Raw genomic sequence first — 24,807 nt, forward strand, 5'->3', positions numbered from 1 at the left:
CAACCATCATTAGTTAAGACAAACGCCTCCACAAAGATAGATTCTGCTCCTCGCTCTAATGCTCCGTATCAAGCCGCCGAATCAGATACTATTATTTAAATATAGAGGTAGTCAGATATATCACGGTGATTTCTCGTCCTGGTCAGTAGACAATGCCAGTCGACGACCCACAGAACTTCGCCGGACAGCTATTGAGCCAACGAGGAAAAGTCAAAGAGCTAGATGAGGAGGAGGACGTAGAGGCCATCGAAGAGTACATCACGAGGGTGAAGAACAAAGAAAAGTCGACGGTAATAAACCACGTATCTTGCCTACGCATCCTCTCAGACAACGCCGAGAAGCCGTTGTTGGACCACAACGGTGTCAGCATGGACAAACTCATTATCAGGCTCAAGAAGAAGCGAGGGTGGAGTGACGGTACCCAGAGGAACTACGAAAAAGCGGCTCGGGTGTTCTTCCGCTTCCACGGACAGAACGACGAGGCAGACGAAATCGAGTTCACGAAGGACGAAGCCGACGATGTCGACGAGGACGAAGTTCTCTCGGCCGAAGAACTCAAGGGACTCCTAACCGAGTGCGCCCGTCTGGAACGTGACCGTGCGCTCATCTACCTGTTCTACGAGACAGGCGCTCGGCTCTCCGCGATACTCTCACTCCGTGTGGGGGATGTAAAGTTCGGAGAGGGTCCAGGCGGCACGACGCTCGTTGAGTTCAACGAGGAGGCGGTCGGTCTCAAGGGTGCGGAGAACCACAGTATAGTTATCGCACCAAGTCAAGTGTTCCTCGAAAACTACCTCGTAAAGGAACACCCAGACCCCGAGAACGACAACGCGCCGTTCTTCACCGTGTCGAAGGACCACTACGATGCTGAGAACCCGGCCACGAACGGTCTCATCCCATCGTTCGTCCGCCGACGGATGCGGCGACTTGTAGCCAACTCAGACATTGACGAAGCGAAAGTCCACCCGCACAACTTCCGTCACACGAGAACCACCCACATGCGACGTGAGGGATACTCTGACCGTCAGATAAAGCAACACATGAATTGGGGTCCTAAGAGCAACCAACTAGACCGCTACGACCACACCGACGACACCGAACGCCACGCAGAGATGGCTGAGATGATGGGATTCGAGGTCGAAGACTCGCCACTCCGCTCCCCGGCTCTTGATGACTGCCCTCGATGTAACTACCCCATAGACGACTGGCTCAACTGGTCCCAGTGTCCCCAGTGCCATGCCCAACTCAAGCTCTACAGAGAGCCCGACTGGTTCGAGGAGTACATGACCCTCGTCAACGACGACCAAGACGACCCCGTGTACCTCCGGTTCCTCCGTGACCCTCATGAGTTGTACGAGGACTTCGACGACGTACGGGAGGAGTTACGGATGCAGGTCGCCCAGCGCGTCGTCAACACGTGCGCCTCGTCGGGTGAAGACATACCTGAGTGGCTCTCGCCCAGAGAAACGCCCGCACCCGACCCCCAGGTTAAGGATGTGGACGAGTGGTTGGCCCACCGCAATGCAGAGCGAGCGGGTGACTGACGCCGGAAGTGTCAACTCAACACATGAAAGCAGTCATATAGCATTATCGACTATTTTAGCGTGAATGTCCTCAAGAGAGCCAAACGACGCCACGAGCGACGGCTACGCCGTTGACGAGACCCCGTTCACCCTCGACCTCGCTGGGGGAGAATACATCGACACCGAGTACCTCGTCGACTGGGCCGGCGCAGAGCGAGCCCGCCAACTAGTCGTCGCGGCGATGACGGGCGTAGACTCGGTGGGCGAAGCCGCCGCGCGACGAGCCCTGCCCCCGGTGAAGGAGGACGGCGACGAATGAGGTACGACGTAGAGTGGACGCCGCACGTCCCCGTCGGGGACGGACCCGAGGCAGACCTCCGACAGGAACTCAGGTCGGCGAAGGAGATGCTGGCCATCGTCAACGGGATGGAGACGCCGCGGGGACCAGCACGAGTGCCAGTAGACGTGGCCGTCATCCCCCGCCACCGGGGGCTCTCATCGGACCAACTCCGCCGACTCATCTCCCGACTCGAACGGGACCTCGCCGACGTGGTCAAGGGGGTCGACCGAGACCGGCTCTGCGAGGTCGACGAGGAGGACGAGGAATGACGCAGGAGACGCGGTGGCAGTGGGTGTTCATCGTGGACGTGTTCGAGGTCATCCTCGTGGTGAAACCCGAACGGGAACCGGACGAGACAACGTCCATCGTCTGCGACTGCGACCACCCGGGTCCCAACTCGTGCCGCCACGCCGAGGCCGTCTCCGCCGCGTGGACGATGGCCATCGAAGGGGGCGAGGCGATGGTCCACCGCCAACTAGTCGACGCACTTGACCGAGAGACCGTCACATGGGTCGAGGGCGACTGCCTGATGGACCGAGATGATTGGCTGGAGGCGACAGATGGGCGACTCTCAGTCGGCGGAGCGAGAGCCGTAGAATAAGGGTGGTTGGAGGTCTACTCTGACCGCCACTCGTCGACGAGGTCGTCGGTGAGGTTGCTTGGAGCGGGGCGTTCGTCATCGTGCATACCCCGCGGTGACCGCCACCGGGTGATAGTCTTATTCCTTCTTTGACGAGAGCTAATCTAGATATTCCTCTCGATAGTAGTCCAGATTCTCACACGCCTCCTCCAGCCACTCAATATACGCTTCAACGGCCTCGTCGAACTCATCCTCGGTGTCGAACTGCGTGTTCATACCTCCGCTCGTGTCCTTGACTCGCCCGTCGTCGGCCACTCGCATCGGCACCAGTTGGATGCGTCGTTCGTGTTCGATGATTGCGTCCTGCCACCGCAATTTAGTCTCCTCGTCAGGGTCTACGTCGGGGTCGGCCATACTATGACGGTCGATGGACTCGACGATAATCCCTGGGTGTCGAACGGAAAAAGAGGGTCTTCTATCGGGCGTATTCGAATAAGTCGAGTTGGTCGTCGTCCGACTGCGTTGCCTGTGTTGGCATACTTCGTGATGGTTGTCTGACTCTATTGGTGTTCACTCAGGTGTAAACGAGTGGTCACCCGTTCACAACCTGTAAGCGACCGACTATGTTTATATAGTCCTACACGTGTAACCTGGTCCCGTTCATGACAACGACATTTGGCGAAGTGGCCGTGTATGTTCGCCGGTCTACCGCCGACCAAGACGACGAACACCAGCGGGACGACATCATCGACTGGCTCGAACGCCACGACCTCGCCCTCGGCGAGGTGGACCTCTACGCCGAGCAGGCCAGCGGGGCGAGCGAGGACCGCAACCAGTTCCTGGCCCTCGTCGAGAGCATCGAGAACGGAGAGTACAGCGACGTAGTTGTCTGGGAGGTTTCTCGCATCGCCCGCAAAGGACTACTCGCTCAGCGGTTCTTCGACGCCGCGGAGGATGCTGGGGCAACCATCCACGTGACGAATGGAAGCGTTCGAGAAATTCGTCCGGACGGTACAGGCCGGCTCGTCGCCGACATCATCGCCTCGGTCGCCGCCGAGGAACGACGGGCACTCATCCGTCGCACCCAATCAGGACAGCGTCGTGCCCGCAAAGCGGGCAAGTGGCTCGGTCAAGTTCCAGCCGGGTTCATCCGTGTCGATGGATACCTGAAGCCAAACCTCGACCCTGACTACGAGACGGGTGAGACGGGATACTTCGACATCGTTGACGCCCTTGGCCGACTGGCCGACGACGAGAGTTACAACGCGGTAGCCAAGCGGACTCCGAACGTCACCCGGCAGACGCTCTCGAACATCGACCAAGATGACGGGCGGCGTATGTGGTATGCCGACAACCCCGAGGCTAACGACAGCCGAGTGGCCGACGCGTTGACCGAGTTGTCGTCGTGAACGGCGTGAATAGCTGATTTTCTGTCAGAGCGTCGCTCCACACACGGATTTACCCCACCCTTCTGAACCTCAGGACCGAAGAAACAGGGCTGAGTACGGTAGTTCGTCGGGGAAAGGTCCTTCTACGACACGCTCAGTAGACTGTCTCGTAGGCCGAACACTGAGTACGTTCATAAACGCTACGAGTGCGCGTTTTGCGGTGCCAGAGGCACAATGTATCATCTCTGCGGTGAACCAGTAGTGACCACAGGCTGTCTTTCACTTTGACCAGCTAGGGGCAGTGGGGCGTAGTGTTCTGTGCCCTGACGCTTCAACAGGCTACTTACTGATGTCGTACTGTCTGAGGTCTATAGAGACTGAGAAACTCTGGCCACATCTGGTGAAGGTGGTGTCTGCGAGTGCGTTTTGTCGATGCTATAACGATTCTGCTGGTGACCTTTCAACACTCTACTCACATGTTGTCGGAGCGGAGCGGGCGCTCGCGTTCTGCGAGCGCCCAAGATGTTCGGTCTCCGCGTTAGCGGCATATGCCTAAGGGAGAGTGGCCGACAAACTGGCGAGACAAAGCGGTTAAAACGTCGTCTGTATACGCTTCACACACCGAGCGTACCGTTTTCACTCTAGAAATTCGAATTCTGTTTATCGCAGTTTGTGACGTTGTGTGGGTTAATGGTACACCGAAATCGGATTCAACTCAAAATCGGGTGAGCGGTCTCACCTTTCTGGCTGGATAGAATGGTTGGGAGTCCGCGAAAAGAGAGTGCCGTCAATGGCTGTTGCTCACAACCCAGCTTCCCGCGGGTGGAGTAGGCCTATGAGGAGCGTTTCAGCGCCACGTCACTCTCACTGAATACACCGTCGGTCAGGTACCACGCTACGTCTTCGAGACTGAAGCCGGTATCAGACAACGGAACCCATGTAGACTCAACAGGGTCGCTGTCCGCGGTGGTCTGCTCGGGCGTCGACGGGTCGGATTTCTTCGGGTCGTCGTCCTTGTCGGCGTGCTTGCGGGCGGTGTTATTGTGGTCGCTCTTCGAATCGTTTGCTTCGCGCTCTTTGCGACGCTCGCGGAGTTCGTCGACGAAGGTTCCGTGGTCGCGCATCTTGTCGAGGAGTCCCGACAGGTGCTTCTTAGCGAACTCACTGATGTGGACGAACATCCCTGCGCGTCCGTGAGATTCCTTGTTGACCAAGTTCTCATCCACGAACGACTTCACGTGCTTACCGATGGTAGACTTCGACAAGCCCGTTCGGTCTGCGAGGCGGTCGTACGACACACGACCGTTGTAGCTCTCACGGACGATGAGGTGCATTAGGTCGTGGGCGGACATAGTGCGCCGGTTGAACAGCATCCCGATGACGGTCTTTCGGAGGCCATCAGATTTGAAGTACTCCTTGAGTCGTGTCTTGTACGTCGTGGGGATGGTGGTCTCAATGGTCTCGCCGCCAAGAGGGCCGTTCCCTCCTGGGTCGTACCAGTCATCGGCGACGAGGTCGTCTTGCTGGATGCCTGCCCAGTCCATATGGGCGTTCAAGACGGTGTGGAGGTGTTCGATAACGGCGTCCCACGCGGGCGCGGGATGAGCCTTGTAGAGTTTGGCCTCCATCTTCGGGTTGCCGAGCGGGTGGTCGGGACCGAGTTGTTCGGCAAGTTGGTGCTGGTAGACTTTGAGGTAGTGCTTGTGACACTCAACCTCGTCAGTGTATGTTTCGCCGTGTAGGTCGTACTCGTACTCGATGGTGTCGTCAAACCCGATTTCCTCCAGGTTTGTCGAACTGAATCCCCAGAGCTTGTAGTGGCCTTTCTCGATTTCTCCTTTCTCTTTCCCGTTGGCGTTGCCCGTGGCCACGAGACGAGCGGAGTCACGGAGGGTCTCGACCGCGGCGTCGGTCATCATCCGGTCGAAGCGGTGGTGTACCTCCACGCCATCGAAGCGGACGGTCTCGTCGATGACCCTGCTAGCGAAACCTTTCAGCTTCTCCTTGCCGTACGCGGCGGCGAGAAGTTCGAGTGCGTCGACGATGATGTCAGTCAGGTTGTCGGTGTACGACGCCTGGACGGTGATGGCTGTACCCTCGTAGGTCTGGCCCGAATGCCATCCCGCGGGCCAACTGTACGCGTTACCGTCCTCGTACGTCAGTTCAGACGACCGCTTGTGGACAATGACTTTGCGCTTCGCCGGGTTATTGGCGATGCCCTCCGACCCCGTAGATGGGTCGTCGTAGAGGTTGTGGTGGTAGCTATTGTACTGCGTCCACGACCCGTCATCGTTGGTGCGACCGTAGTGCATCTCCGTGCTGAACATCCCGACAGTCTGATAGTCGTCGTCGGTCGTCCACGAGGCGTTTAGACGGTTCAGGACAAACGGGTAATGCGAGTGACCCATCCGACCGGTCTCGCTGTGCATCTCACGCCACGCCTGCAGACACTCGTCGTAGAACAGATTGTCGTCGTTGAGTTGAAAATGGACGTTGACGCCGTGAGTGGCACCTGTGACGTAGGCCTTTACGTCCTCGCATCCGATGGCGTCGCCGGTGGAGGTGACTCCCTCACCATCCATCCTCACCACCTTGGGCCGCGTGGGACTGCTCGTGGTTGGTCTGCGATGCTCTCCGTGGAAGGCTTTCAGGGCTATCCATACGTTGCCAGCATAGTCTAAGGTGGTGTGTTTAAGTGTGTCCCGAGTGGGATGGCACATTCATGACTAGAACGTTCGAATTGACGGAACAGTTAGGCACTTGTACGCATATGTGACTTTGTGGAGTTTCCTGCTCCTAGGGCTATCCCCCTCGTCAACCACCTCAGGTCTCCACTTTCTGAACTGTCCGTGCTACAGAGCAAGAGTAGCGCGTTCAAGAGTGCCGGCCAATCCTGCGGGAATGGTGGTCACGATTCTGCCGTCGGAGAGGGTTCTGACGGCAGTCCTCTGTTCACGTAGGTTACCACACGTGATTGTTTACATGTGTTTCTTCATTTACTCTTCCGAGATACCGTAAACAGACTCTGGTACATCTCTCTCGTCTCTTCAAACACGAAGTTCCTGCTTGGGGTGTAGCTCACCCGTTCTCATCGCAGAAGGACTCCTCATTCACCCTCTTCGTTTCCGCCTGTACTCTTGGGAGAGTCCGAACAACAGCAGTACATACGTCGTCAAAGAACCAGAGGTCGTCATTCCAGTCCTCCTCAAAGGACTCTAGACGGTCAACTGCATCTACAAGCAAGCGCACTTGCCGCTCTAACTCCAACAACCGTTCTCCGTACTCCTCCTGTGTTACCGGCTCCGACCTAGTCTCTACATTTAGAGTATCAAGTGACTGATTTCCCCTGTCTGTGAGAGTGGCCGTCCGCGGAGAATCGCCCGGACCAGTGTTCCGGTCAGCATACCCGACCAAGATATGTCCCATCTCTTCAAGTTTCCCAAACCGATACCGAGTCTTCTCGGGGCTGAATCCCGTTTCGCGTCGGATTGTCGTGGTGGTCACGTCCGTACCACCGTGCTTTGCTACTGACTGAAGAAATCGCGCATCGCTCTCATCGAGATGTTTCGCCATACGCATAGGACTCGAATACGACACTAATGGCGTGTCGCCACCCCAAGACAACTAGTTCACCGCTTGTTGAGCCCTTCTCTTGTGGACACCTGTTTACCCGCGTCTCCGTCACCCTCTCCTTGGGACCACCCTTCTAACGAGCGAAAGAAGATAGGGTATCTCCATATGTGTAGGAAACCCTCGCGTATCTCAGATAGGCCGACGAGATAGACATCCAGTCTGTTCTGAAGTGGTTGTTCCACAACAGATATATTAGTTCATTAGAAAGGGTTGCGACATGGGTTCAACTCGCGGAGTATCCTCCACGGAGAGATTCCGATGACTGAGGGTGTCATCGCCGACTACGTCTCTCCGAGCGAAGAGATTCAAGCATCTGATGGGACGATAGACCCGTCCGGTCTACTTGACGAGGTTTCACTCTACAATCTCTATGATGAGCGTGATTCACCAGAGCAAGACGCGGAACGAATCCTCGACATCACGTACCCAACCCAGACGCTGACCGCGATTATCAAAAATACTGCTCGTAAGCTTAGTGGGGATGTCGACTTCTCTGAAGGGGGTCAAATCGTCGGTGGCGAATACGGCAGTGGGAAGAGCCACATCGAACTCGTCGTCTATCACCTCTTTAACTCGCCAGACATTGGTCAACGATGGCTAGACCAACGAGGAATCGACATAGAACTCCCGAGCGAGACGCGAACAGCCGCGCTCCAGATGTTCAATCTGGACAAGAACTACAACCGGCTATCGGAAGCGGTTGGCGATTATCTCGGTATTGACGAGTGGGCCGAGGGTACTGACCTTCCCCAGGTTCACGAGATAAGGGACACGCTTGAGGACACACCAACGCTCGTCCTCATTGATGAGCTTGAGCGGTGGTTTGGGATGGCCAGCCGTGCCGAGTACGAGGAGGACAACCTCGCATTCCTCCAAAACCTGCTTGAAGCCGCTGGGCGTGACGATACCCCTCTGAGCGTCTTCGTCTCACTCCTCTACAACGACGAGGAGATACAAGCGATTACTCAACGGACGAATCCGTTCACTCACGACCTCTCGTCCCGGCGCGACGAGAAAATCGACTTCATCCTCCACCGTCTCATCGGTTCCGTTAATGACGCGGACGGTGTCTCTGCTCTGGCGAAGGAGTACACCGATGTGTACCGTCAGAACGACCAGATACAGCTTGAGGATTACCACGATATGCAGGAGCGTATCGAGCGCTACTATCCCTTCCACCCGCTCTTGCTGAATCTCTTGATGGAGAAATACTCTGAACAGCGAATCAGTTCGGACGCACGCGGGCTCCTCCGCTTCCTGACCGAGATTCTCCGAGACAATTTCTCTGAGGTGGACTTCATACTCTCCGGGAATGTGGACGTGTTCGCGTACACCGACCGCTTCCAGTACATCGACGGCGAACTGGTCGGAAAATACGTCAACGACTACCACCGACTTCAGAAGCCCGACGGAACGTTCGACGAATTCCACGAGGAGCTACTCAATATCGTTCTGCTCCACAGTCTCGCGCGCGCGGGAGAAGAGGGGGCGAACAAGCGCCAGATGCTGATGGGTACGATGCGGAAAGGGGTCAACGCTCATCGAATCATCCAGATATTTACCGAGGAGGTCTACGGCCACGCATGGCACGTTCATCGTATCAACGGCGAGTACGCGTTTGACGTAGACGAGAATCCTGCCGCGCGAATCGAGAAGAAGGCCCAAGACATCCACAAACACGACGCGATTCACCGTGTGGAGTCCCTCGTTCGAGAAGACCTCTTCGACGGCCACAACAACGTCTACATCCTCGACCCAGTCAACACCGAGCAGGACATCCCCGACAACAAGACACTGAAGATTGTCGTCTCGCTCGGCGCGAAGCGGAGCTACGACGAAGACTTCGAGGAACTCACTACGGGACAGAGTCGGGAGTTCAACAACACGCTCGTCCTCGTCACGCCGGAGAAACGGTCAAGCGTCGATAAGAACACCGGCATCATCGAACTCGCACGAAAAGTCGTCGCCGGAGAACAGCTCACCCGCGAAGAAGACGTTCTCCCCGAAGGCTTCGACGAGATTGACGAGCAGAACTACCAGAGTCTCCGGGACCGCGTCCGTGACAAGTATGGCACTGTCCACACGTCGACGGAGCGCGGCCTGTTCCCGCAAGACCTTCCGACCGGAGGCAACGTCGACTTCTACGCGGCGACAGTCGAGGTCGTCAAACCGGACAGCAGTCAGCTTCGCTCGGAAGTCAAGAACGTCGTCAAGGAAGCTGGTGCCAAGGGTATCCAGTACGAACACCTCAAGAACGACTTCTATCGTAATCCGAAGTTCACGACGCTCACCAGCGAAGACGAACTCGAAGACGCCATCGACTCGCTCTGTCGTGACGGAGTCATCCAGGTCGGCAACTACTTCGAGAAGCGCGTCGGAAGCCTCGGGAGCGATACGACCCTGCTTCACGAGCAGTATCTGGAAGAGGAGGAAGACGACAAAGACGAGTCGACCATCACTATCGACACGACCGGAACATCCTCCGGGTCCTCGAAAGCCAGCAATGGCGGTACCGCATCAACGGGTACGACAACTCAGTCCGATACAGGACCCAAAGAGAAGGACGAGGCTTTAACCGCCTTTGAGTGCCCGCAGTGTGGCTCCGAATTGGAAGGCTCAAAGTGTAGTGAATGCGGCTTCGAGTTTAGTGCGAGCGACGTGCGTGAAGAGAAAGTCTCGGTCGAGGGGCTCGATACCGAGGATATGCTCGATGCGTTCGGTATTGAGGAAGAGAGTGGACCGAAGATTCGTCCTCACCCCATTATGGGGACGCTGGACGCCGACAACAAGCCGGACATCATCGACACGCTGGAACGCGAACTCGGGATAGAGTGGGAAATCCACGAGACAGAAATCACGGTCGATGGGACGTTGACCGCAGACGAACTCTCGGACTACGGTATTAGCGCGAGTACCCTTGACCAGCAGGTCTCGCTCACGGAGACGTTCACAATCGAGCTTGACGAACCGATGAACAAACAGTCGTTCTTGGGGCTCGTGATGGACCTGAACGTCCCCGAACACGCTTCGCTCTCGGTCAAGCTGAAGGTGAACAAGGGTGAGTGAAGGACTCTACGGACAGTCGGAGTTCGACGCGCTCCTGACCGAAGAGAACGTCTTCGACGGGGTCTTCGAGTGTCTCCGTCGAATCTGGGGCACTGAGGATGCGCTCGGTGAGCGTAAACTCGGAGGGTCGGAGTATCGAACCCGCCTGCTCGAACGCGAACTCGCCAAACTGTACCCACCGCTCTACGACGAGCTTGCCGAGCAGATGGGTGACCACCCCATCACGTCGCTTGAAGAGGGCTGTGGGGTCATCATGGATGCGCTCAGTCTCCGCGAGGGGTTCCGTCTCGAAAAGGAACTCACGGACGAACACGGATGGGACGTGTCGCTCACGTGGGCTCCCATCGAGCGCCTCCCAAGTGAGACACAGTTCATCTGCCGGGAGTGGTTCAACGCTCACAGTCCGTCAGCGGTCAACCGCGACGACTACCGTTACATCGGTGACCTCGACGTTCCACAGCTTCCGGGCACGTCGCCGGAATACGTCTGGACGCGTCATCCCGACAAACGGCTCGAAGCGGCACTCGAAGGGAACTACTCGACCGAGGAGGTCGAAGACATCTACGAGGACGCGAAGGGCCTGCTGGAGGACATCGTCCACGAGAGTGTCCACACGGAGTTCCTCGTCACGAGCGACCACGGCTACGTCAACCACCTCGGAACGTCTCCGTACACGCTCTCGGACGAGCTAGAAGAGTCGTTAAAAAGTAAGTTCAGTAGTCGCTTTACCGAGGTCTCGAACAGCCAAGCGTTCCAACTGCTCGAACGTGCGAACATTATTCAACGAGAAGGTGACCACTACGTCGTACGCGGTCACCACAAGTGGACGAAGCGAGGCGCGACGAAGAAGATTATGCACGGTGGGTTCAGCCTGCCTGAGTGCATGACCCCTGTACTGCGTATCAACACAAACACGATTGGAGGTAACTAAAAATGGAAACTTGGGACAAACTCCCTCTCAACTTGATGGATAAGTTGGCTGAGAAAGAGACGTATCGACGCGACGTGTACCGACCCATCTACTCAATGCACAAGTGGTGGGCACGTCGTCCCGGTTCGACGTTCCGCTGTCTAGGTCTCGCGGCACTGACTGACGACACCATCAGCAAAGACGACATCCTAACTGAGCGCAACAGCGGGAGTCACGACGGTCTCTACATCGACTCATACGACGAGCGAATCAATCCGAACGACGAACACATCGACCGGGACATAACCGTTCTCGACCCCTTCGCTGGTGGTGGGACGACGCTGGTCGAACTCAATCGACTCGGTGCAGACGTTATCGGGTATGAACTCAACCCCGTTGCGTGGTGGACTGAGAAAAAGTCGATGGACGACGTGAACCTTGATGTCCTTGAACGTGAGTTCGACCGAATTCTCGAAGAGACGCGTGAAGAACTCGGAGAATACTACACGACAGTTGACCCAGATACGGGTCAGGAGTGCGAAGTCCTCTATTACTTCCAGTCACAGCGGATTCCCTGTCTTACCTGCGAGGAAGAGGTACAACTCTTCCCGCGGTACCAACTTGCGAAGACGAAGAAGACGCGACCTGGTGCGCTCTACTGTCCGAATCAGGATTGTGGTGACCGCATCATCGAATTGAAGAACCGAGATAAGGGTCTGAACAAGGGAACGGATGTTACAGTTCGGAATGGCGAGACTGTGACCGTCTCCGAAGACGGGAACGAAGTCTGTCCGAACTGTGGGCATGAATTTGCCCCGAACAATGGAACCTATAGCCGAAGTAAGTATACCTGTTCGAACGGCCATAAGCACGACGTTAAGGAAACACTCCAGCGCAAAGATGAGAAGCCATCCTTTGACCGATTCGCAATCCAATACGTGGATGCACGTGGCCAGAAGAAGTTCAAAGAATTTGATGACGACGACGCAGAACGCGTCGATGAAGCTCGAAATCACTTTGAGAGATTAGCCGAAGCGCTACCAATCCCCGAGCAAAAGCTCCCAGAAACCAGTTCACGCACAGGTACGGGCCGCCTCAAGAATTACAACTATGAGCGATTTGACGAACTATTCACATCTAGACATTTGCTTACGTTCGGACTCTTACTCAAGAAGGCACTAGACGTTCGTGAGAAAGAGTTTGCCGACGCAGGTGCGCAGAATATCTCTGAATTCCTGGTTACTGCAATATCAAACAATATTGAGTACAATGGTCAGTTGGTGAAATGGCACTATGGTCAGTCCAAGTCAGGCCATGTTTTTGAGCGGCATGCGTTCATACCGAGAGTCCAACCTATCGAAGGGAATCCACTAAACCACGAAGGGAATTCTAATGCTCTTCAAAACTTCTTTGACAAAGTTCATGAGGCAAAAAAATACTGTGAGCGTCCATTCGAAAAGATAAAGAATAATCAGACCGGAGACGTTGAACAGTTCTACGTAGACAGCGAGTCAATCTCCGAAGACCGAGTAATAAGTCTCAACTGTAAAACCTCTGAACGCCTTGATGAAGAGAACGAGTCCGTAGATTACGTTATCACTGACCCACCCTACTACGACAACGTAGAGTATTCAACTCTTTCAGATTATTTCTATGTATGGCTTAGCGCGAGCTTGGAAGGACAATACGAAGAATTCAAGTCCGATTTCGCTCCGAAAGCTCGGGAGATAATAGCCGAGGAGAAAGCCAACAAGGACGAAGAGTTCTTTGTTAATTCCCTTGCAAACGTCTTCTCAGAGTGTAATCGTGTTCTCAAGCCAGACGGAGAAATGGTGTTCACTTACCACCACAACGAGAATGAAGCGTGGTCGGTGATATTGGAAGCGCTAATAAAGAGTGGGTTCACCATCACTGGCGCTTACCCGGTACAGTCAGAGATGCCAAATAATCCTCACATCTCCGAACTTGACAACGCAGAGTACGACATTCTCGTCTACGCCAACAAGGAACGCATCGACGAGGAACTCACGCTCGGCGGTCTTCGGAAGAACCTCTTCTTCGAGTTGCAAGACCTCGCCGCAGAGGAACGTGAGCGACACGAGGACCTCTCGAAAGCTGACCTCGGTGTCATTCTCCGTGGCAAGTGTATGTACTACTACTCGAAGCATTACCCGAATGTGTACTCCGACGGCGAGGAGGTCGGCATTGACGAGGCACTCGACACGGTCGACTCCGTCATTGAGCAGGTTCTCGAAGGCTCGGTTAACCTTCCAGCGAGTATCGACTCGCTTACGCAAGCGTACGCCGCGTTTTGCCAGCGAGGAAGCGAGTCCTTCGACGACCTGAACAAGACTCTGCTTGGGAAGAACCTGAACGTCAGCGACCTTGAAGACGAGAAGCTCGTGAAGGGGCCACGCGAGAAGAAGGAACCCGTTCCCGCCGACGAACGCGTTCGCTTTATCGAGCGGAAGCTCAACAAGAACGGTAGTGACGGAGAGGCTCTGCTGGACATCGACAAGGTGCAGTACCTCTATCATCTGTACAAGACAGACCAGAACACGACGGAGTACCTTAAGGACTGGAAGAGCGGCGACCGACAGGAACTCGCCGAGTTCATGTCCGAAGTGACCGGTGACGAGCGCTACGAAAGCGTGATGGAGATGAGCCTCAGCCAGTTTTGACCATGCTTCAACCAGGATACAACCTCGTGACGAAGTCGGTCGCCGAGACCGAGAGCGAACTGGCCGCGCTGGAGTTCTTTAGGCGGGTCGACGCCGACGAAGATATGGAGACACCGGTCTCGGTGACTGGACTCACCGACCTGCTTTACAACGCGGATGAGAGCGAACGCCAAGACATATTAACCGAACTTCGACAGACGCTCCGAAAGAGTCGGTCGCTCGGGTCGATGGACGCCGTTCAGTTCATCCTCGACGGGCAGTTCGTCGACGACGTAGAGTTCCGGATTCGAATCGAACGGAGCGGCGACGGCGTCTACCTTGACGTTGGCCAGATGTTCGTCGAAGAACCGCGTCAGATGAGCGGAACTCACGCAGTCGCTCGAAAGTAATACCGGGGGTCAGTTCCTCCGGTCGGAATCGAGGGTGCGCGCAAGCATTTCCGCCTATAACATCAGTTATATAACATCTTATCCCACGAGTCTATTACCTATATCCTTCGATTGAGATACTCTAAGTCCGCGTTTTAGAACAGCATCCATACATTTCAGACTCTGAATAAAACTTGAAAGAGCGACACAGATTTATAGGACATTCTCGTCGCCGGCGATGTGACATGAAATCGAAACCAACCACCATGCCGCTCGAAAATGCGGCCCGCAACTTGGTCGAAGCAGGGTGTCTCGCACTCGTCTACGATGAAGAACTGGCCCAGAACGGTAGGTTCCTGTTCAACATCTACATTGACGGGTCGCTCCACAACTGGCTCTTCACCGACAAGGAGATACCAACCGAGTCGGAAGCCGCGGTGGCACGTGCAAACCACGTTCTCCGAGACGTTGAGACTGTCATGTGGGAAGGCGAATCGTATGCGTTTCAAACTGAAGTCGACAACTACGGAATAGCCACGCTCGGTAAACGGCCTCTCTACATTAACGAGAGGGTGGCTTCTGATGAAGAATTCGCCTTCGCTGAACACACGGTCGAAAAAGGGCTCTCTATCGTCGCCGACATGGTCCCAGGTGGTGAGTAAGATGGACTACGACGACGCTGTCGACCTCGTCGACAACCTCGGACGCGAAGACGGCTGGGCAGTGCGATTCGCCCGGGATGGAGAAGAACACAAACTGAACGATGGTGCGACCCTTTACATCTGCGAGAAATGGGGTCGAACCTACGTCAACATCTGTCTTGACCACCGACACGCGTCATATCGAGTTGACGCGAAAGTCCAGCAGGCAGTCGAAAGCTACCTGTAGCGAGACTGGAATAGACACTTTCGATAACGTCAGTCGCCGAATACAAAACATGTCTTCTGAGAATCTAATAAATTCCGAATCGAAGAACCGAGTTTCTCGGTATTTAGAAGCGAATCCCGACAACAAACGACAACGATGTGTTGTTGAAGAAGGAAGACTAGGCGGGGAGACTACAATAAAGACTCGAATTGCGAATCGCCCAGTAACAGTCGACAAGCGTCTCTCCAAGGAACAGCGAAGCAAAGTACGAAACATAATTCTCGACATCTCACCGGTAGCGAAGGCATGCTTCGCAAATTCTCTCCGTGCATGGCACGAGTACCCCGAGTTTGATTATGTCGAGGGATACGCGATGTACGACGGGTGTGACTTTCCGTTCGAACACGCTTGGCTCGCTCTTGACGGACTACTCGTTGACATCACAACCGATGGGTTCGACGACTACTACGGGGTCCACTTCTCAGATGAGGTGTTGCTCACTCACTACTACGATTTCGGTGTCGAGACGGAAATATGGGGCATCATCGGAAATCACAAGAATCGGTTCAAGTATCTACGGTCACGAGGCTACTTCTAGTCTTAACAGCGCTCTCTGTTCGCTTGGTGACACTACATATTCGTCGTGGTCGCAGTTTCACCATATGGTCCCCAAATTGCAATTCCTCGTTACTCTAAGTGTCCGTGAGCCCTGTGACAGAGTGTAGTTGACTACTCTTGCCTTACAGGGAGGGCGGGGACACCGGGCCACCCCCAATGAGAGAGTTTGATTTCGGTCCCGCAATCCACGTGGTGTCGCTAACAGCCTCCAGCCGCTCTTTCTCAACCATCACTTCGAGTGAGGTTCGAATGACGTCGGTGTGGGCTTCCTCAATTCGTTCGCTTTCTACTGCCTCGACGACCTCAGAGAATTCGACTCGTCCCTTGGTGATGAGGTGGTTCCTCGCTGTGAACCAAACAACGGCACTGAGGTACGTGGTGTCTTCGTCGAGTTGGTTCTGAGTTTGGTTTCTGCGTTTCATCAATTCCCTCGACGAGAGATGTCCCATATGAATTTTACTACCCGGTTACATTGATGCGGTGTACATGTCTCCGCATTCGTTGCGTTCTCGCTCCTCAGAGTACGTTTTGCGAGCCATATTCTCAGAAGGCGTCAAGTCCGGTTTGTTCACCGTTATCAGCGTCGTCGGTCACGAGCGCCGACCGTTCGTTTGTACGGAATGAGCGGGGGAATGCGTCCTCAACAGTATCTATCATTTCCTCTGTGATAACAGGGTCTTCCCCGACCTCCCATTCGACATCGTTCTCTGTCTCCAACACATACAGTTCAATTACTGCACGCTGTAGCTCAGTAAAGTAGGCATCCTCATCATAACAGAATTGGCAGGTCTTCTTCCAAAAAGAGGGAGTGACGAACCGCTCACCAAGGAGTCCGTGACGGAGACACGTACGCTCTTCGACGTCTCCGATAGGTCGGAACTCCACGTCCACTGTCCTGTCTGTATCTGCCTCAATTACGTAGTATCCGCCGTAAATAGCGTCTGCTCCGTGGTTACTCGTCCGATAGAGGAAGCTAGTATCTACAATATTGCCGATGGAACGACCATTGTGCGTGTCGCCCGATACTGAGAGAAGACCGTCGAATCGCGGTGGCGTTGCTTTCCAGTAGTGCGTCACTCGTACGATAGGGTTCTCAACAACCTCACTCGGTGGCGCAAGTTGAGCAAACGTGAGGTCGCCTACCTCAACGAATTCCTCCTCAGGGATGTGGGTGCCCGCTGGCAGGTCGTTAGGTTTGAACTGGTCGAGGCCGCGTCCGTCGCGGTTTCCGAAGACATACACGAACTCACTGCGGTCGGCTAGCGTTTCGAGATGAGGCGTTATCTCTGAGAGTGGTTCCTGAGCCGTCGGATAGCCGTCGAAGAATAAATTGGTCAAGTCTCCCGTGTGAATCACGTAGTCGAACTCCTCGCCCGCGGTGTCCTCGACTACTCGTCGAAGTGACTCTGCATCGCCGTGGTTATCACCACAGCAGAGAAACCGATACGTCTCACTCATACGCGGATGAGCGCATAGCCTGCTGAAAAAGATTGTGTGTCATCAGATTACTGTCTGACCACCATCCGACGAAAGAGCAGGATTCGATACCGTAGGTTGATAGTCCCGGGCGGATTCGAACCGCCGTCGAAGGCTCCAAAGGCCCTCATGATTGGCCACTACACCACGGGACTGCGCGCCGGCGGCGGCGCGGGCACACGCTACCCGCGTCAGCGGACGCGACGCCTCCCCGTACCGCCTCGGAAAACTAAGCCGTTCCGGAACCGTCCCACGCCCGCCGGCGGATGTCGAACCCGTCGCACTCGGGGCACTGCTGTCGGTTCATCTCGAACGCCGCCCCGCACCGGGTGCACTCGAACGTCAGCGCCGTCTCTGTCTCCCGCGCGATACCGACGAACCGCTTGAGCCGCTCCGCGACACCCCCGCCCATTCGTGGTCACTTCTCTCGAATCGTTCGACTTAATTCTCACGTATCGGAATCGATACACGTCCGACGACCGTCCGCCGACGTATCAGTCGGCTGGACTCTCCTGCTCGACTTCGAGGTACCGGCAGGCGTCCGTCTCCGCGTCGAAGCAGTCCGGGCACTCCTCGGACCGGTCGATGATGGTGTCGAGTCGCTCGGCCACGGTGTCGTCGATTACGGCTTCGAGCGAGTGCGCTTCCGCGCGGAACTCCTCGACTTCGAGGACGTTCGCGAGGAAGCGCTCGATGATACAGTAGTTCGAGAGCGCCTCGCGCGCCCGCACGATGCCGTCGTCGGTGAGCGAGACGCCCTTGTACTTCTCGTGTTCCGCCAGCCCCCGCCCCTGGAGTTTCCCGATCATCTCGTTCGCGCTCGCGGGACTCACGTCGAGTGCGTCCGCGACCGACCCGGTCGAAGCGGGGCCGTCTTCCATCTCTTGGACGAGGTAGATCGCCTTGAGATACTGGTCTGCCGTGTTCATATCACGCTCGTCGCTCCATCACGTCGGTCACCTCTTCGACCCCCTCGGCCTCCTCGGCGCGGATGCTCCTGAGGGTGTCGAGCAGGCGGTCGCGGTCCACCGAGTACTCCGCGTCGCTCTCCTCGATGGCGGCGATGAGGTCGTCGTAGAACTTGTACGCCGTCTCCTCGTTGCAGAGCTGGTCGTAGAGGACGCCGTCGAAGTCGTCCGGTTTCGTGCTCCCGTACTGCGCCTCCACGAGCGCCTGTATCTCCTCGAACGGCACCGACTCGGCGTCGAGTTCCGCGATGAGCGCCTCCAGCCGTTCGCGGTGCTCGGCCGACTCCTCGGCGGCGTCCGCGAGGAGCGCCTCGAGAGCCGGGTCGAGTTCGGCGTCCATCGCCCGATGGTGGTGGTGCGACCGCGCCTCGACCACCTCCTCCAGCACGACCCCGATCTGGAGGAGGCGCGCGAGTTGGTGGTCGGAGGCGACCCGCTGGCCGACGCTCACGGTCGGGTCACCCCGAGGCGGTCGGTCGGCGATACCGTACGCATCGTCTCCGTGTCGGGGGACCGCGGCCTTAAGCCGTTCCCCTCGGCGGTCGACTGCCAACCCTCAAGCCCGCGGGTCCCCTACCGCCTCCGATGACGCAGAGCCGCGACCGCGTCGCGCTTGCGGGGGTCGTCTTCGCCGTCATGCTCGCGCAGACGCTCGTCTACCCGGGCGTGGACCTCCTCGCGGTCGCGCTCGGCGGCGAGGGCGTCGTCGCCCCCACGCTGTTTCTCGCCGTCGAGTTCGCGGCGTTCGCGCTGTTCGCGGGCGTCTGGGGGCCGCCAGCGACGCGGTCGGCCGCCGCCGCCCGCTCGTCGTGCTCGCGGCGCTCGGCGGCGCGGCCGGCTACCTCGCGCTCGCGAGACTTGGGGGGAACGTCTCGTTCTCGCTCGCGCTCCTCCTCCGGGGAGCGCAGGGGGCGCTGACCGTCGGCGCGTTCTCGCTCGCGGTCAGCGCGCTCGCCGACCTCGGCGGCGGCAACGGGCGGAACATGGGCGCGGCCGGTATCGCCATCGGCCTCGGCACCGCCGTCGGCGCGCCACTCGGCGGGCGGCTGTACGAACTCGACACCTTCGCCCCGCTGTACGCCGCGACGGGGCTACTCGCGCTCGCGAGCGTCGTCACGCTCGCGGCGCCCGACCGTGCCCCCGCGAGCGAGTCCGAGAGGGGCCTCGGCGCGCTGGTCGCGGGGCTGCGCGACCGCCGAACCCTCGCCGTCCCCTACGCGTTCGGGTTCGTCGACCGCCTCACGGCGGGCTTCTTCGCGCTCGTCGGGACGCTGTACTTCCGGGAGGCGTTCGGGCTCGGCCCGGCCGCGACTGGACTCCTCCTGGCGGCGTTCTTCGCGCCGTTCGCCCTGCTCCAGTACCCGTTCGGCGTGCTCTCGGACCGCGTCGGCCGCGTCGTGCCCGTGGCCGCGGGGTCGCTCACCTACGGGCTCGTGGTCGTCGGCGTCGGCCTCGCGCCGACCGTCGCCCTCGTCGCCGCGGGGATGGTGCTCGTGGGCGTGCTCGGTGCGCTGATGGCGCCCGCGACGATGGCGCTCGTGGTCGACATCGCGGGCGACGACGAGCGGGGCGTCGCCGTCGCCGGGTTCAACGCCGCCGGGAGCCTCGGCTTCCTCGCCGGGTCGCTCGTCGGCGGTGCGGTCGCGGCGCGCTACGGGTTCCTCGCGGCGTTCGGCGTCGCCGGCGGGACGGAGGTGGTGCTCGCGCTCGCGACGCTTCCGGCCCTGTTGCGTCTCGGCCGGCGGGCCGGCCGGACCGCCGTGTTCAGCGGGGACTGACCCCCTCGTCCGACGCGCCGGTCGCCGGCCCGGCGTCCCGCACGGCTCTCGCGTCCGCCGCGACGACCCGCCCGACGGCGTACCCGACCGCGCCCAGCGGGACTCCCCCGAGTGCACCCCCACCGAGGACGACGACGAGCGTCCGGACCCCGACGCGGCCGGCGGGACCGAAGCCGAGGACGACGACGCGGCCGCGGCGGTCACGCAGGCCCACCCGACCAGCGCCGGGACGACGAGGCCCCGACCGGTCGCACCCAGCGCCGCGGCGGCGACGAGTCCGACGGCGGCTGGGACCGGCGTGAACGCAGTCGGCCGCCCGACCACGACGGCCCACAGCGCCGTCGCCGTCGCGGCGAGGACGGGTCCCGCGAGGGCGCGACCGACCGACCGAGTGCCGGCGCCGAGAGACAGGTGCGTCCGGAGCGGCCCGTCGCCGAGTCGCGTCCACCCGCCGACCGCGAACGCGGCGGGCGCCACGGCGAGAGCCGGTCCGAGCCCGGTCCACGCGGCCGCGCGGAGCGCGCGGGCCGCGAGCGCCGGCGTGAGGGGATTCAGCGGCGCTGTCGACGCGACCTCGGTGCCAGCGAGCGGGAACCACACGCAGACGGCGCCCGCGAGGACGCCCCCGCGCGTCCGGCCCGCCGTGAACGCGAGCAGCGCCCCCGCCACGACGGCGGGACCCGCGAGCGGGACCGAGGGACAGGCGGGCCGCGACGAGCCGAATCGCCGGCGGAGCGCGGCGAGGAGAGCAGCGACCGCACAGACGGCGGCGCTGGCGCGCGGGCGCGGACCGACCGCGAGGAGTCGGAGGGAGGACACGGCCGGCAGTGGTGACCCCGACGGAGGTAAGCTTCGTGGGCACGGCGAAAAGCGGCGGCGCGGGCGCTCGGGGATTCGCGTCCGGAGTGAAGCGAACTCCGGGTCGCCGAAACGGGAACGGGACCCGCGAGCGGGGGGCGGGGAGGCGGGAGCCGCGCCGCTCTACCGCAGGCGCTGCTGGATGAGGTCGCTGATGTCCTCGCGGAGTTCGTCGACCTCGACCTCCTCGAGGACGGGCACGAAGAACCCCTCCACGAGCATGTTCCGGGCGGTCAGTGGCGGGATGGCACGGGAGGTCATGTAGAACAGGTCCTCCCGGTCGACCTGCCCGACCGTCGCGGAGTGGGACGCCTCCGTGTCGTGGTTGTGGATGATGAGCTTCGGGGAGGCGTCGGCCTCGCTCTCGTCGCTCAACATCAGGGTGTTCTCGCGCTGGTAGCTGGACGTGTCCCAGGCGTCGCGACCGACGTCCTGGACGCCCTCGTACACCGAGCGCGCCCGCTCGTCGAGCACGCCCCGGGTGACGAGGTCGGCGGTCGTGTGCTCGGCGTTGTGCCAGACGCGCGCGTTCACGTCGAAGTGCTGGTCGCCGTGACCGAAGAACGCGCCCACGATCTTCGTCTCCGAGGAGTCGCCGTTCAACTCGGTCTCGATGTCCGACCGGGTGAGCCGGGAGCCGAGGTTCCCCTCGATCCAGTTGACCGTGGAGTAGGTGTCGGCGTCGCCGCGCTTCAGCGTGTACGTGTACGACTCCTCGTCGAGGTTCTGGAGCGAGCCGTACTGGACGTAGGAGTTCTCGCCCGCGTCGACCTCGACGAGGTTGCTGAAGTAGCGCTCGGCGTCCGCGCCGACGTCCTCGCTCTCGCCCGTCTCGGTTCGCTCGAGTATCGTCACGGAGGCGTTCTCCTCGGTGACGACGAGCGTGTGGCTGAACAGCGACCGGGAGTTCATCTCTGCCCGCACCTTCACGTCCTCGGCGTCGACGCCCTCCGGGACGTAGATGAACGTGCCCGTCGTGAACAGCGCCGTCGACAGCGCGGTGAGGTAGTTCGTCTCGGGGTCCGTGACCGAGCCGAACCGCTCCTCGACGAGGTCGCCGTGTTCCTCGAGCGCCTCGGTGAACGGGAGCACCTCGACGCCGTCGGCCGAGACGCGCTCCGTCTCGTCCGCCTGATTCAGCGGGTCGACGAGTTCCTCGAAGTCGAGGTCCTCGAGGTTCGTCCACCGGCGGCCCGGCGTCTCGATGACGTCCGGCAACTCGAGTTCTTCGAGCGCGCGGAACGCGGCGAGGCGGCGTTCGAGCAGCCACTCCGGCTCCTCGCGCTCCTCGGAGATGGTGTGGATGGAGTCCTCCGAGAGACTCAGTGGCACCTGCGTGCTCATTACCCGAGCGAGCCCTCCATCTCGAGTTCGACCAGCCGGTTGAGTTCGACCGCGTACTCGATGGGTAGTTCCTCCGTGATGGGCTCGATGAACCCCGAGACGATCATCTGCTTGGCGTCGTCGTCGTCCAGCCCTCGGGACTGGAGGTAGAAGACGTCCTCGTCGCCGATCTTTCCGACGGTCGCCTCGTGGGCGACGTCCACCGTCGACTCGTTGATCTCCATGTACGGCATCGTGTCCGAGGTGGACTCGTTGTCGAACATCAGCGCGTCACACTCCACGCTGGTCGAGGAGTCGTGCGCGCCGTCGGCGATGTGGACCAGCCCGCGGTAGTTGGTGCGCCCGCCGTCCTTGCTGATGGACTTCGACTCGATGGTCGACTTGGTGTTCGGTGCGTTGTGGTACACCTTCGCGCCGGTGTCGATGTTCTGGCCTGCGCCAGCGAACGCGATGGTGATGTGGTTGTCGCTCGCGCCGCGGCCCTTCAGGATGGACGAGGGGTACAGCATCGTCGCTTTCGACCCCATCGACCCCGATATCCACTCCATGCGGCCGCCCTTCTCGACGAGCGCGCGCTTGGTGTTGAGGTTGTACGTGTTCTTCGACCAGTTCTGGACCGTCGAGTACTGGACGTGCGCGTCCTCGCCGACGAACACCTCGACGCCGCCCGAGTGGAGGTTGAACGCGGAGTACTTGGGCGCACTGCAGCCCTCGATGTAGTGGACCTCGCTCCCCTCCTCGGCGACGATGAGCGTGTGCTCGAACTGGCCCATCCCCTCGGAGTTCATCCGGAAGTACGCCTGCACGGGCATCTCGACCGTGACGTCCTCGGGGACGTACACGAACGACCCGCCCGACCAGACCGCGCCGTGGAGCGCGGCGAACTTGTTGTCGCTCGGCGGGACGCACGTCGTCATGAAGTGCTCGCGCACGATGTCCTCGTGCTCGCGGACGGCCTCGTCCATGTTGCAGAAGACGACGCCCTTCTCCTCCCACCGCTCCTGCATGTTCTGGTAGACGACCTCGGACTCGTACTGCGCGCCGACGCCCGAGAGCGCGTTCTTCTCGGCCTCCGGAATGCCGAGTTTGTCGAACGTGTCCTTGATGTCGTCCGGGAGTTCGGTCCAGTCGTCGACGCCGCCGCGGGTGTCGACGTCGGGCCGGATGTACGGGACGATCTCGTCCACGTCGACCTCGCTCAGGTCGGGCTGGCCGGGCCAGTCGGTCGGCATCGGCATCGCGTGGTACTGCTTCAGGGCGCGGAGGCGCCGCTCCAGCATCCACTCCGGCTCGTCCTTGTCCTCGGAGATGGCGCGGATGGTGTCCTCCGTCAGCCCCTTCTCAGAGCGGTAGGCCGACTTCTCGTCCTTCTTGAAGTCGAACCGGTCCTCGGTGTCGGTCTCTTTCAGGTGGTCTTGATCGGAACTCATATTCGTTATCGTGTTAGATTACGTCTCTAGCCTTATGGCACTTTGCTAGGGACGCGTCGTTACGCGGTCCCGTACACTTCGTCGCGGACCCAGTCGTACCCCTTGTCCTCGAGTTCCTCGGCGAGCGAGGCGTCGCCGCTCTTGACGATCTCGCCGTCGAGCATGATGTGGACGTGGTCCGGGTCGACGTACTCGAGGATGCGCTGGTAGTGGGTTATCTGGAGGATACCCGACCCCTGCTCGTCGCGCAGGGCGTTGATGCCCTTCGAGACGTCCTGCAGGCGGTCGATGTCGAGCCCCGAGTCGATCTCGTCGAGCACCGCGATGGACGGTTCGAGGATGGCCGCCTGGAGCACCTCGTTCTGCTTCTTCTCCCCGCCCGAGAAGCCCGCGTTGAGGTAGCGGGAGGCGAACTGCTCGTCCATGTCGAGCAGCTCCATCTTCTCCTTGAGGAGCTGCTGGAACTCGGCGACGCCGATGTCGCCCTCCTCGACGTTCCCCTCCATCGGCGAGGTGTCGTAGCCCGCCTCCTCTTCCTCCGCTTCCGGTTCGTCGTCCTCGCCCTCGAACAGCTCCTCCCGTTCCTCGAGTTTGGCGTTGAGCGCCTGCCGGAGGAAGTTCGTCATCGTGACGCCCTCGATCTCCGCCGGGTACTGGAACGCCAGGAAGATGCCGAGCGCGGCCCGTTCGTTCGGCTCGAGTTCGAGCAGGTCCCACGTGAGGTCGTCCTCGTCGAGGTCAGCCTCGACGTCCGCCACGTCCTCCTCCTCGAGGTGGAGCAGGACCCGCCCGCCGGTCACCTCGTAGGCGGGGTGGCCGGCGATGACCTTCGCGGTCGTGGACTTCCCGGACCCGTTCGGGCCCATCAGCGCGTGGATTTCGCCGCTGTTCACTTCCAGATCCACGCCCCGAAGGATCTCTTCGCCCGTCTCTGCGACCTCCGCCCGAAGGTCTCGCAGTTCCAGTGTTGCCATTGTCG

At 59.3% G+C, this 24,807-nt stretch carries 25 protein-coding genes, 1 tRNA gene and 1 pseudogene; 14 read left to right on the top strand and 13 right to left on the bottom strand.

The features are described from left to right. Window positions 1-152 precede the first annotated feature (152 nt). From AC6RUA_RS14630 to AC6RUA_RS14645, 4 genes are all read left to right on the top strand, one after another. Window positions 153-1,544: a tyrosine-type recombinase/integrase gene (locus AC6RUA_RS14630; protein WP_499813733.1), complete on the top strand. Its 1,392-nt coding sequence runs from the start codon at window positions 153-155 to the stop codon at window positions 1,542-1,544. 64 nt (window positions 1,545-1,608) lie between these two features. Further along, window positions 1,609-1,842: a hypothetical protein gene (locus AC6RUA_RS14635; protein WP_499813734.1), complete on the top strand. Its 234-nt coding sequence runs from the start codon at window positions 1,609-1,611 to the stop codon at window positions 1,840-1,842. Continuing rightward, on the top strand, window positions 1,839-2,132 hold the full coding sequence (locus AC6RUA_RS14640) for a hypothetical protein (RefSeq protein WP_499813735.1): 294 nt from the start codon (window positions 1,839-1,841) through the stop codon (window positions 2,130-2,132). Before AC6RUA_RS14635 ends, AC6RUA_RS14640 begins: the two co-directional genes overlap by 4 nt. After that, window positions 2,129-2,464 carry a hypothetical protein gene (locus AC6RUA_RS14645; RefSeq protein WP_499813736.1) on the top strand — a complete coding sequence of 112 codons (336 nt, stop codon included), beginning with the start codon at window positions 2,129-2,131 and terminating at the stop codon, window positions 2,462-2,464. Before AC6RUA_RS14640 ends, AC6RUA_RS14645 begins: the two co-directional genes overlap by 4 nt. A gap of 138 nt (window positions 2,465-2,602) precedes the next feature. Here the strand turns inward: AC6RUA_RS14645 and AC6RUA_RS14650 are convergent, their stop codons facing one another. Beyond that, window positions 2,603-2,857 carry a hypothetical protein gene (locus tag AC6RUA_RS14650; RefSeq protein WP_499813737.1) on the bottom strand — a complete coding sequence of 85 codons (255 nt, stop codon included), beginning with the start codon at window positions 2,855-2,857 and terminating at the stop codon, window positions 2,603-2,605. A gap of 248 nt (window positions 2,858-3,105) precedes the next feature. Between AC6RUA_RS14650 and AC6RUA_RS14655 the strand changes: the two genes are divergently transcribed. Continuing rightward, window positions 3,106-3,852 carry a recombinase family protein gene (locus AC6RUA_RS14655; protein WP_499813738.1) on the top strand — a complete coding sequence of 249 codons (747 nt, stop codon included), beginning with the start codon at window positions 3,106-3,108 and terminating at the stop codon, window positions 3,850-3,852. 812 nt (window positions 3,853-4,664) lie between these two features. Here the strand turns inward: AC6RUA_RS14655 and AC6RUA_RS14660 are convergent. Then, entirely contained in the window at window positions 4,665-6,413 is a 1,749-nt protein-coding gene (locus AC6RUA_RS14660; protein ID WP_499815455.1) for a DUF7845 domain-containing protein, read from the bottom strand. Between the two features lie 496 nt (window positions 6,414-6,909). Then, complete coding sequence (locus AC6RUA_RS14665) at window positions 6,910-7,404, bottom strand: hypothetical protein (protein ID WP_499813739.1); 495 nt, start codon at window positions 7,402-7,404, stop codon at window positions 6,910-6,912. Between the two features lie 318 nt (window positions 7,405-7,722). On the opposite strand from AC6RUA_RS14665, the gene AC6RUA_RS14670 reads away from it, so the two are divergent. From AC6RUA_RS14670 to AC6RUA_RS14700, 7 genes are all read left to right on the top strand, one after another. After that, the gene (locus AC6RUA_RS14670; protein ID WP_499813740.1) at window positions 7,723-10,530 is read left to right on the top strand and encodes a hypothetical protein; all 2,808 of its coding nucleotides are present in this window, start codon (window positions 7,723-7,725) and stop codon (window positions 10,528-10,530) included. After that, the gene (locus AC6RUA_RS14675; RefSeq protein ID WP_499813741.1) at window positions 10,523-11,461 is read left to right on the top strand and encodes a PglZ domain-containing protein; all 939 of its coding nucleotides are present in this window, start codon (window positions 10,523-10,525) and stop codon (window positions 11,459-11,461) included. Before AC6RUA_RS14670 ends, AC6RUA_RS14675 begins: the two co-directional genes overlap by 8 nt. A gap of 2 nt (window positions 11,462-11,463) precedes the next feature. Beyond that, window positions 11,464-14,121, top strand: a complete 2,658-nt coding sequence (locus AC6RUA_RS14680; protein ID WP_499813742.1) for a DUF1156 domain-containing protein — start codon at window positions 11,464-11,466, stop codon at window positions 14,119-14,121. Window positions 14,122-14,123: 2 nt separating this feature from the next. Next, complete coding sequence (locus AC6RUA_RS14685; RefSeq protein WP_499813743.1) at window positions 14,124-14,510, top strand: DUF8076 family protein; 387 nt, start codon at window positions 14,124-14,126, stop codon at window positions 14,508-14,510. 224 nt (window positions 14,511-14,734) lie between these two features. After that, window positions 14,735-15,151, top strand: a complete 417-nt coding sequence (locus AC6RUA_RS14690; RefSeq protein ID WP_499813744.1) for a hypothetical protein — start codon at window positions 14,735-14,737, stop codon at window positions 15,149-15,151. Window position 15,152: 1 nt separating this feature from the next. Beyond that, a complete protein-coding gene (locus AC6RUA_RS14695; RefSeq protein WP_499813745.1) occupies window positions 15,153-15,377 on the top strand; it encodes a hypothetical protein in 225 nt (74 codons plus the stop codon). Window positions 15,378-15,426: 49 nt separating this feature from the next. Then, a complete protein-coding gene (locus AC6RUA_RS14700) occupies window positions 15,427-15,954 on the top strand; it encodes a hypothetical protein (RefSeq protein WP_499813746.1) in 528 nt (175 codons plus the stop codon). A 142-nt stretch (window positions 15,955-16,096) separates the two neighbouring features. Here AC6RUA_RS14700 and AC6RUA_RS14705 read toward each other — a convergent pair whose 3' ends face one another. The 6 genes from AC6RUA_RS14705 to AC6RUA_RS14730 form a co-directional block, all read right to left on the bottom strand. Then, entirely contained in the window at window positions 16,097-16,396 is a 300-nt protein-coding gene (locus AC6RUA_RS14705; RefSeq protein WP_499813747.1) for a hypothetical protein, read from the bottom strand. Between the two features lie 121 nt (window positions 16,397-16,517). Beyond that, entirely contained in the window at window positions 16,518-17,432 is a 915-nt protein-coding gene (locus AC6RUA_RS14710; RefSeq protein ID WP_499813748.1) for a metallophosphoesterase family protein, read from the bottom strand. A 100-nt stretch (window positions 17,433-17,532) separates the two neighbouring features. Continuing rightward, a tRNA-Gln gene (locus tag AC6RUA_RS14715) sits at window positions 17,533-17,605 on the bottom strand. 74 nt (window positions 17,606-17,679) lie between these two features. Continuing rightward, window positions 17,680-17,862, bottom strand: a complete 183-nt coding sequence (locus AC6RUA_RS14720) for an FmdB family zinc ribbon protein (RefSeq protein WP_499813749.1) — start codon at window positions 17,860-17,862, stop codon at window positions 17,680-17,682. Window positions 17,863-17,944: 82 nt separating this feature from the next. Then, on the bottom strand, window positions 17,945-18,379 hold the full coding sequence (locus AC6RUA_RS14725; protein ID WP_499813750.1) for a metal-dependent transcriptional regulator: 435 nt from the start codon (window positions 18,377-18,379) through the stop codon (window positions 17,945-17,947). 1 nt (window position 18,380) lies between these two features. Beyond that, window positions 18,381-18,869: a ferritin-like domain-containing protein gene (locus AC6RUA_RS14730; RefSeq protein WP_499813751.1), complete on the bottom strand. Its 489-nt coding sequence runs from the start codon at window positions 18,867-18,869 to the stop codon at window positions 18,381-18,383. A gap of 134 nt (window positions 18,870-19,003) precedes the next feature. Between AC6RUA_RS14730 and AC6RUA_RS14735 the strand changes: the two are divergent. Continuing rightward, window positions 19,004-20,196 (top strand): annotated as a pseudogene (locus tag AC6RUA_RS14735) (MFS transporter). On the opposite strand, the gene AC6RUA_RS14740 reads toward AC6RUA_RS14735, so the two are convergent. Beyond that, window positions 20,183-20,410: a hypothetical protein gene (locus tag AC6RUA_RS14740; protein ID WP_499813752.1), complete on the bottom strand. Its 228-nt coding sequence runs from the start codon at window positions 20,408-20,410 to the stop codon at window positions 20,183-20,185. The pseudogene AC6RUA_RS14735 and the gene AC6RUA_RS14740 overlap by 14 nt on opposite strands. Before the next feature lie 197 nt (window positions 20,411-20,607). On the opposite strand from AC6RUA_RS14740, the gene AC6RUA_RS14745 reads away from it, so the two are divergent. After that, window positions 20,608-21,030, top strand: coding sequence for a hypothetical protein (locus AC6RUA_RS14745; RefSeq protein ID WP_499813753.1), 423 nt, complete (start codon window positions 20,608-20,610; stop codon window positions 21,028-21,030). Window positions 21,031-21,177: 147 nt separating this feature from the next. Here AC6RUA_RS14745 and sufD read toward each other — a convergent pair whose 3' ends face one another. Genes sufD through AC6RUA_RS14760 form a run of 3 tightly spaced genes read right to left on the bottom strand, consistent with a single transcriptional unit; the run spans window position 21,178 to window position 24,802 of the window. Beyond that, a complete protein-coding gene (sufD, locus tag AC6RUA_RS14750; RefSeq protein ID WP_499813754.1) occupies window positions 21,178-22,398 on the bottom strand; it encodes a Fe-S cluster assembly protein SufD in 1,221 nt (406 codons plus the stop codon). Next, a complete protein-coding gene (sufB, locus tag AC6RUA_RS14755; RefSeq protein ID WP_499813755.1) occupies window positions 22,398-23,828 on the bottom strand; it encodes a Fe-S cluster assembly protein SufB in 1,431 nt (476 codons plus the stop codon). The genes sufD and sufB overlap by 1 nt, the downstream gene beginning before the upstream one ends. 59 nt (window positions 23,829-23,887) lie before the next feature. Continuing rightward, window positions 23,888-24,802, bottom strand: coding sequence for an ABC transporter ATP-binding protein (locus AC6RUA_RS14760; RefSeq protein ID WP_499813756.1), 915 nt, complete (start codon window positions 24,800-24,802; stop codon window positions 23,888-23,890). Window positions 24,803-24,807: the final 5 nt, after the last annotated feature.

This window comes from Halorarum sp. SLYT50, from assembly GCF_059821265.1.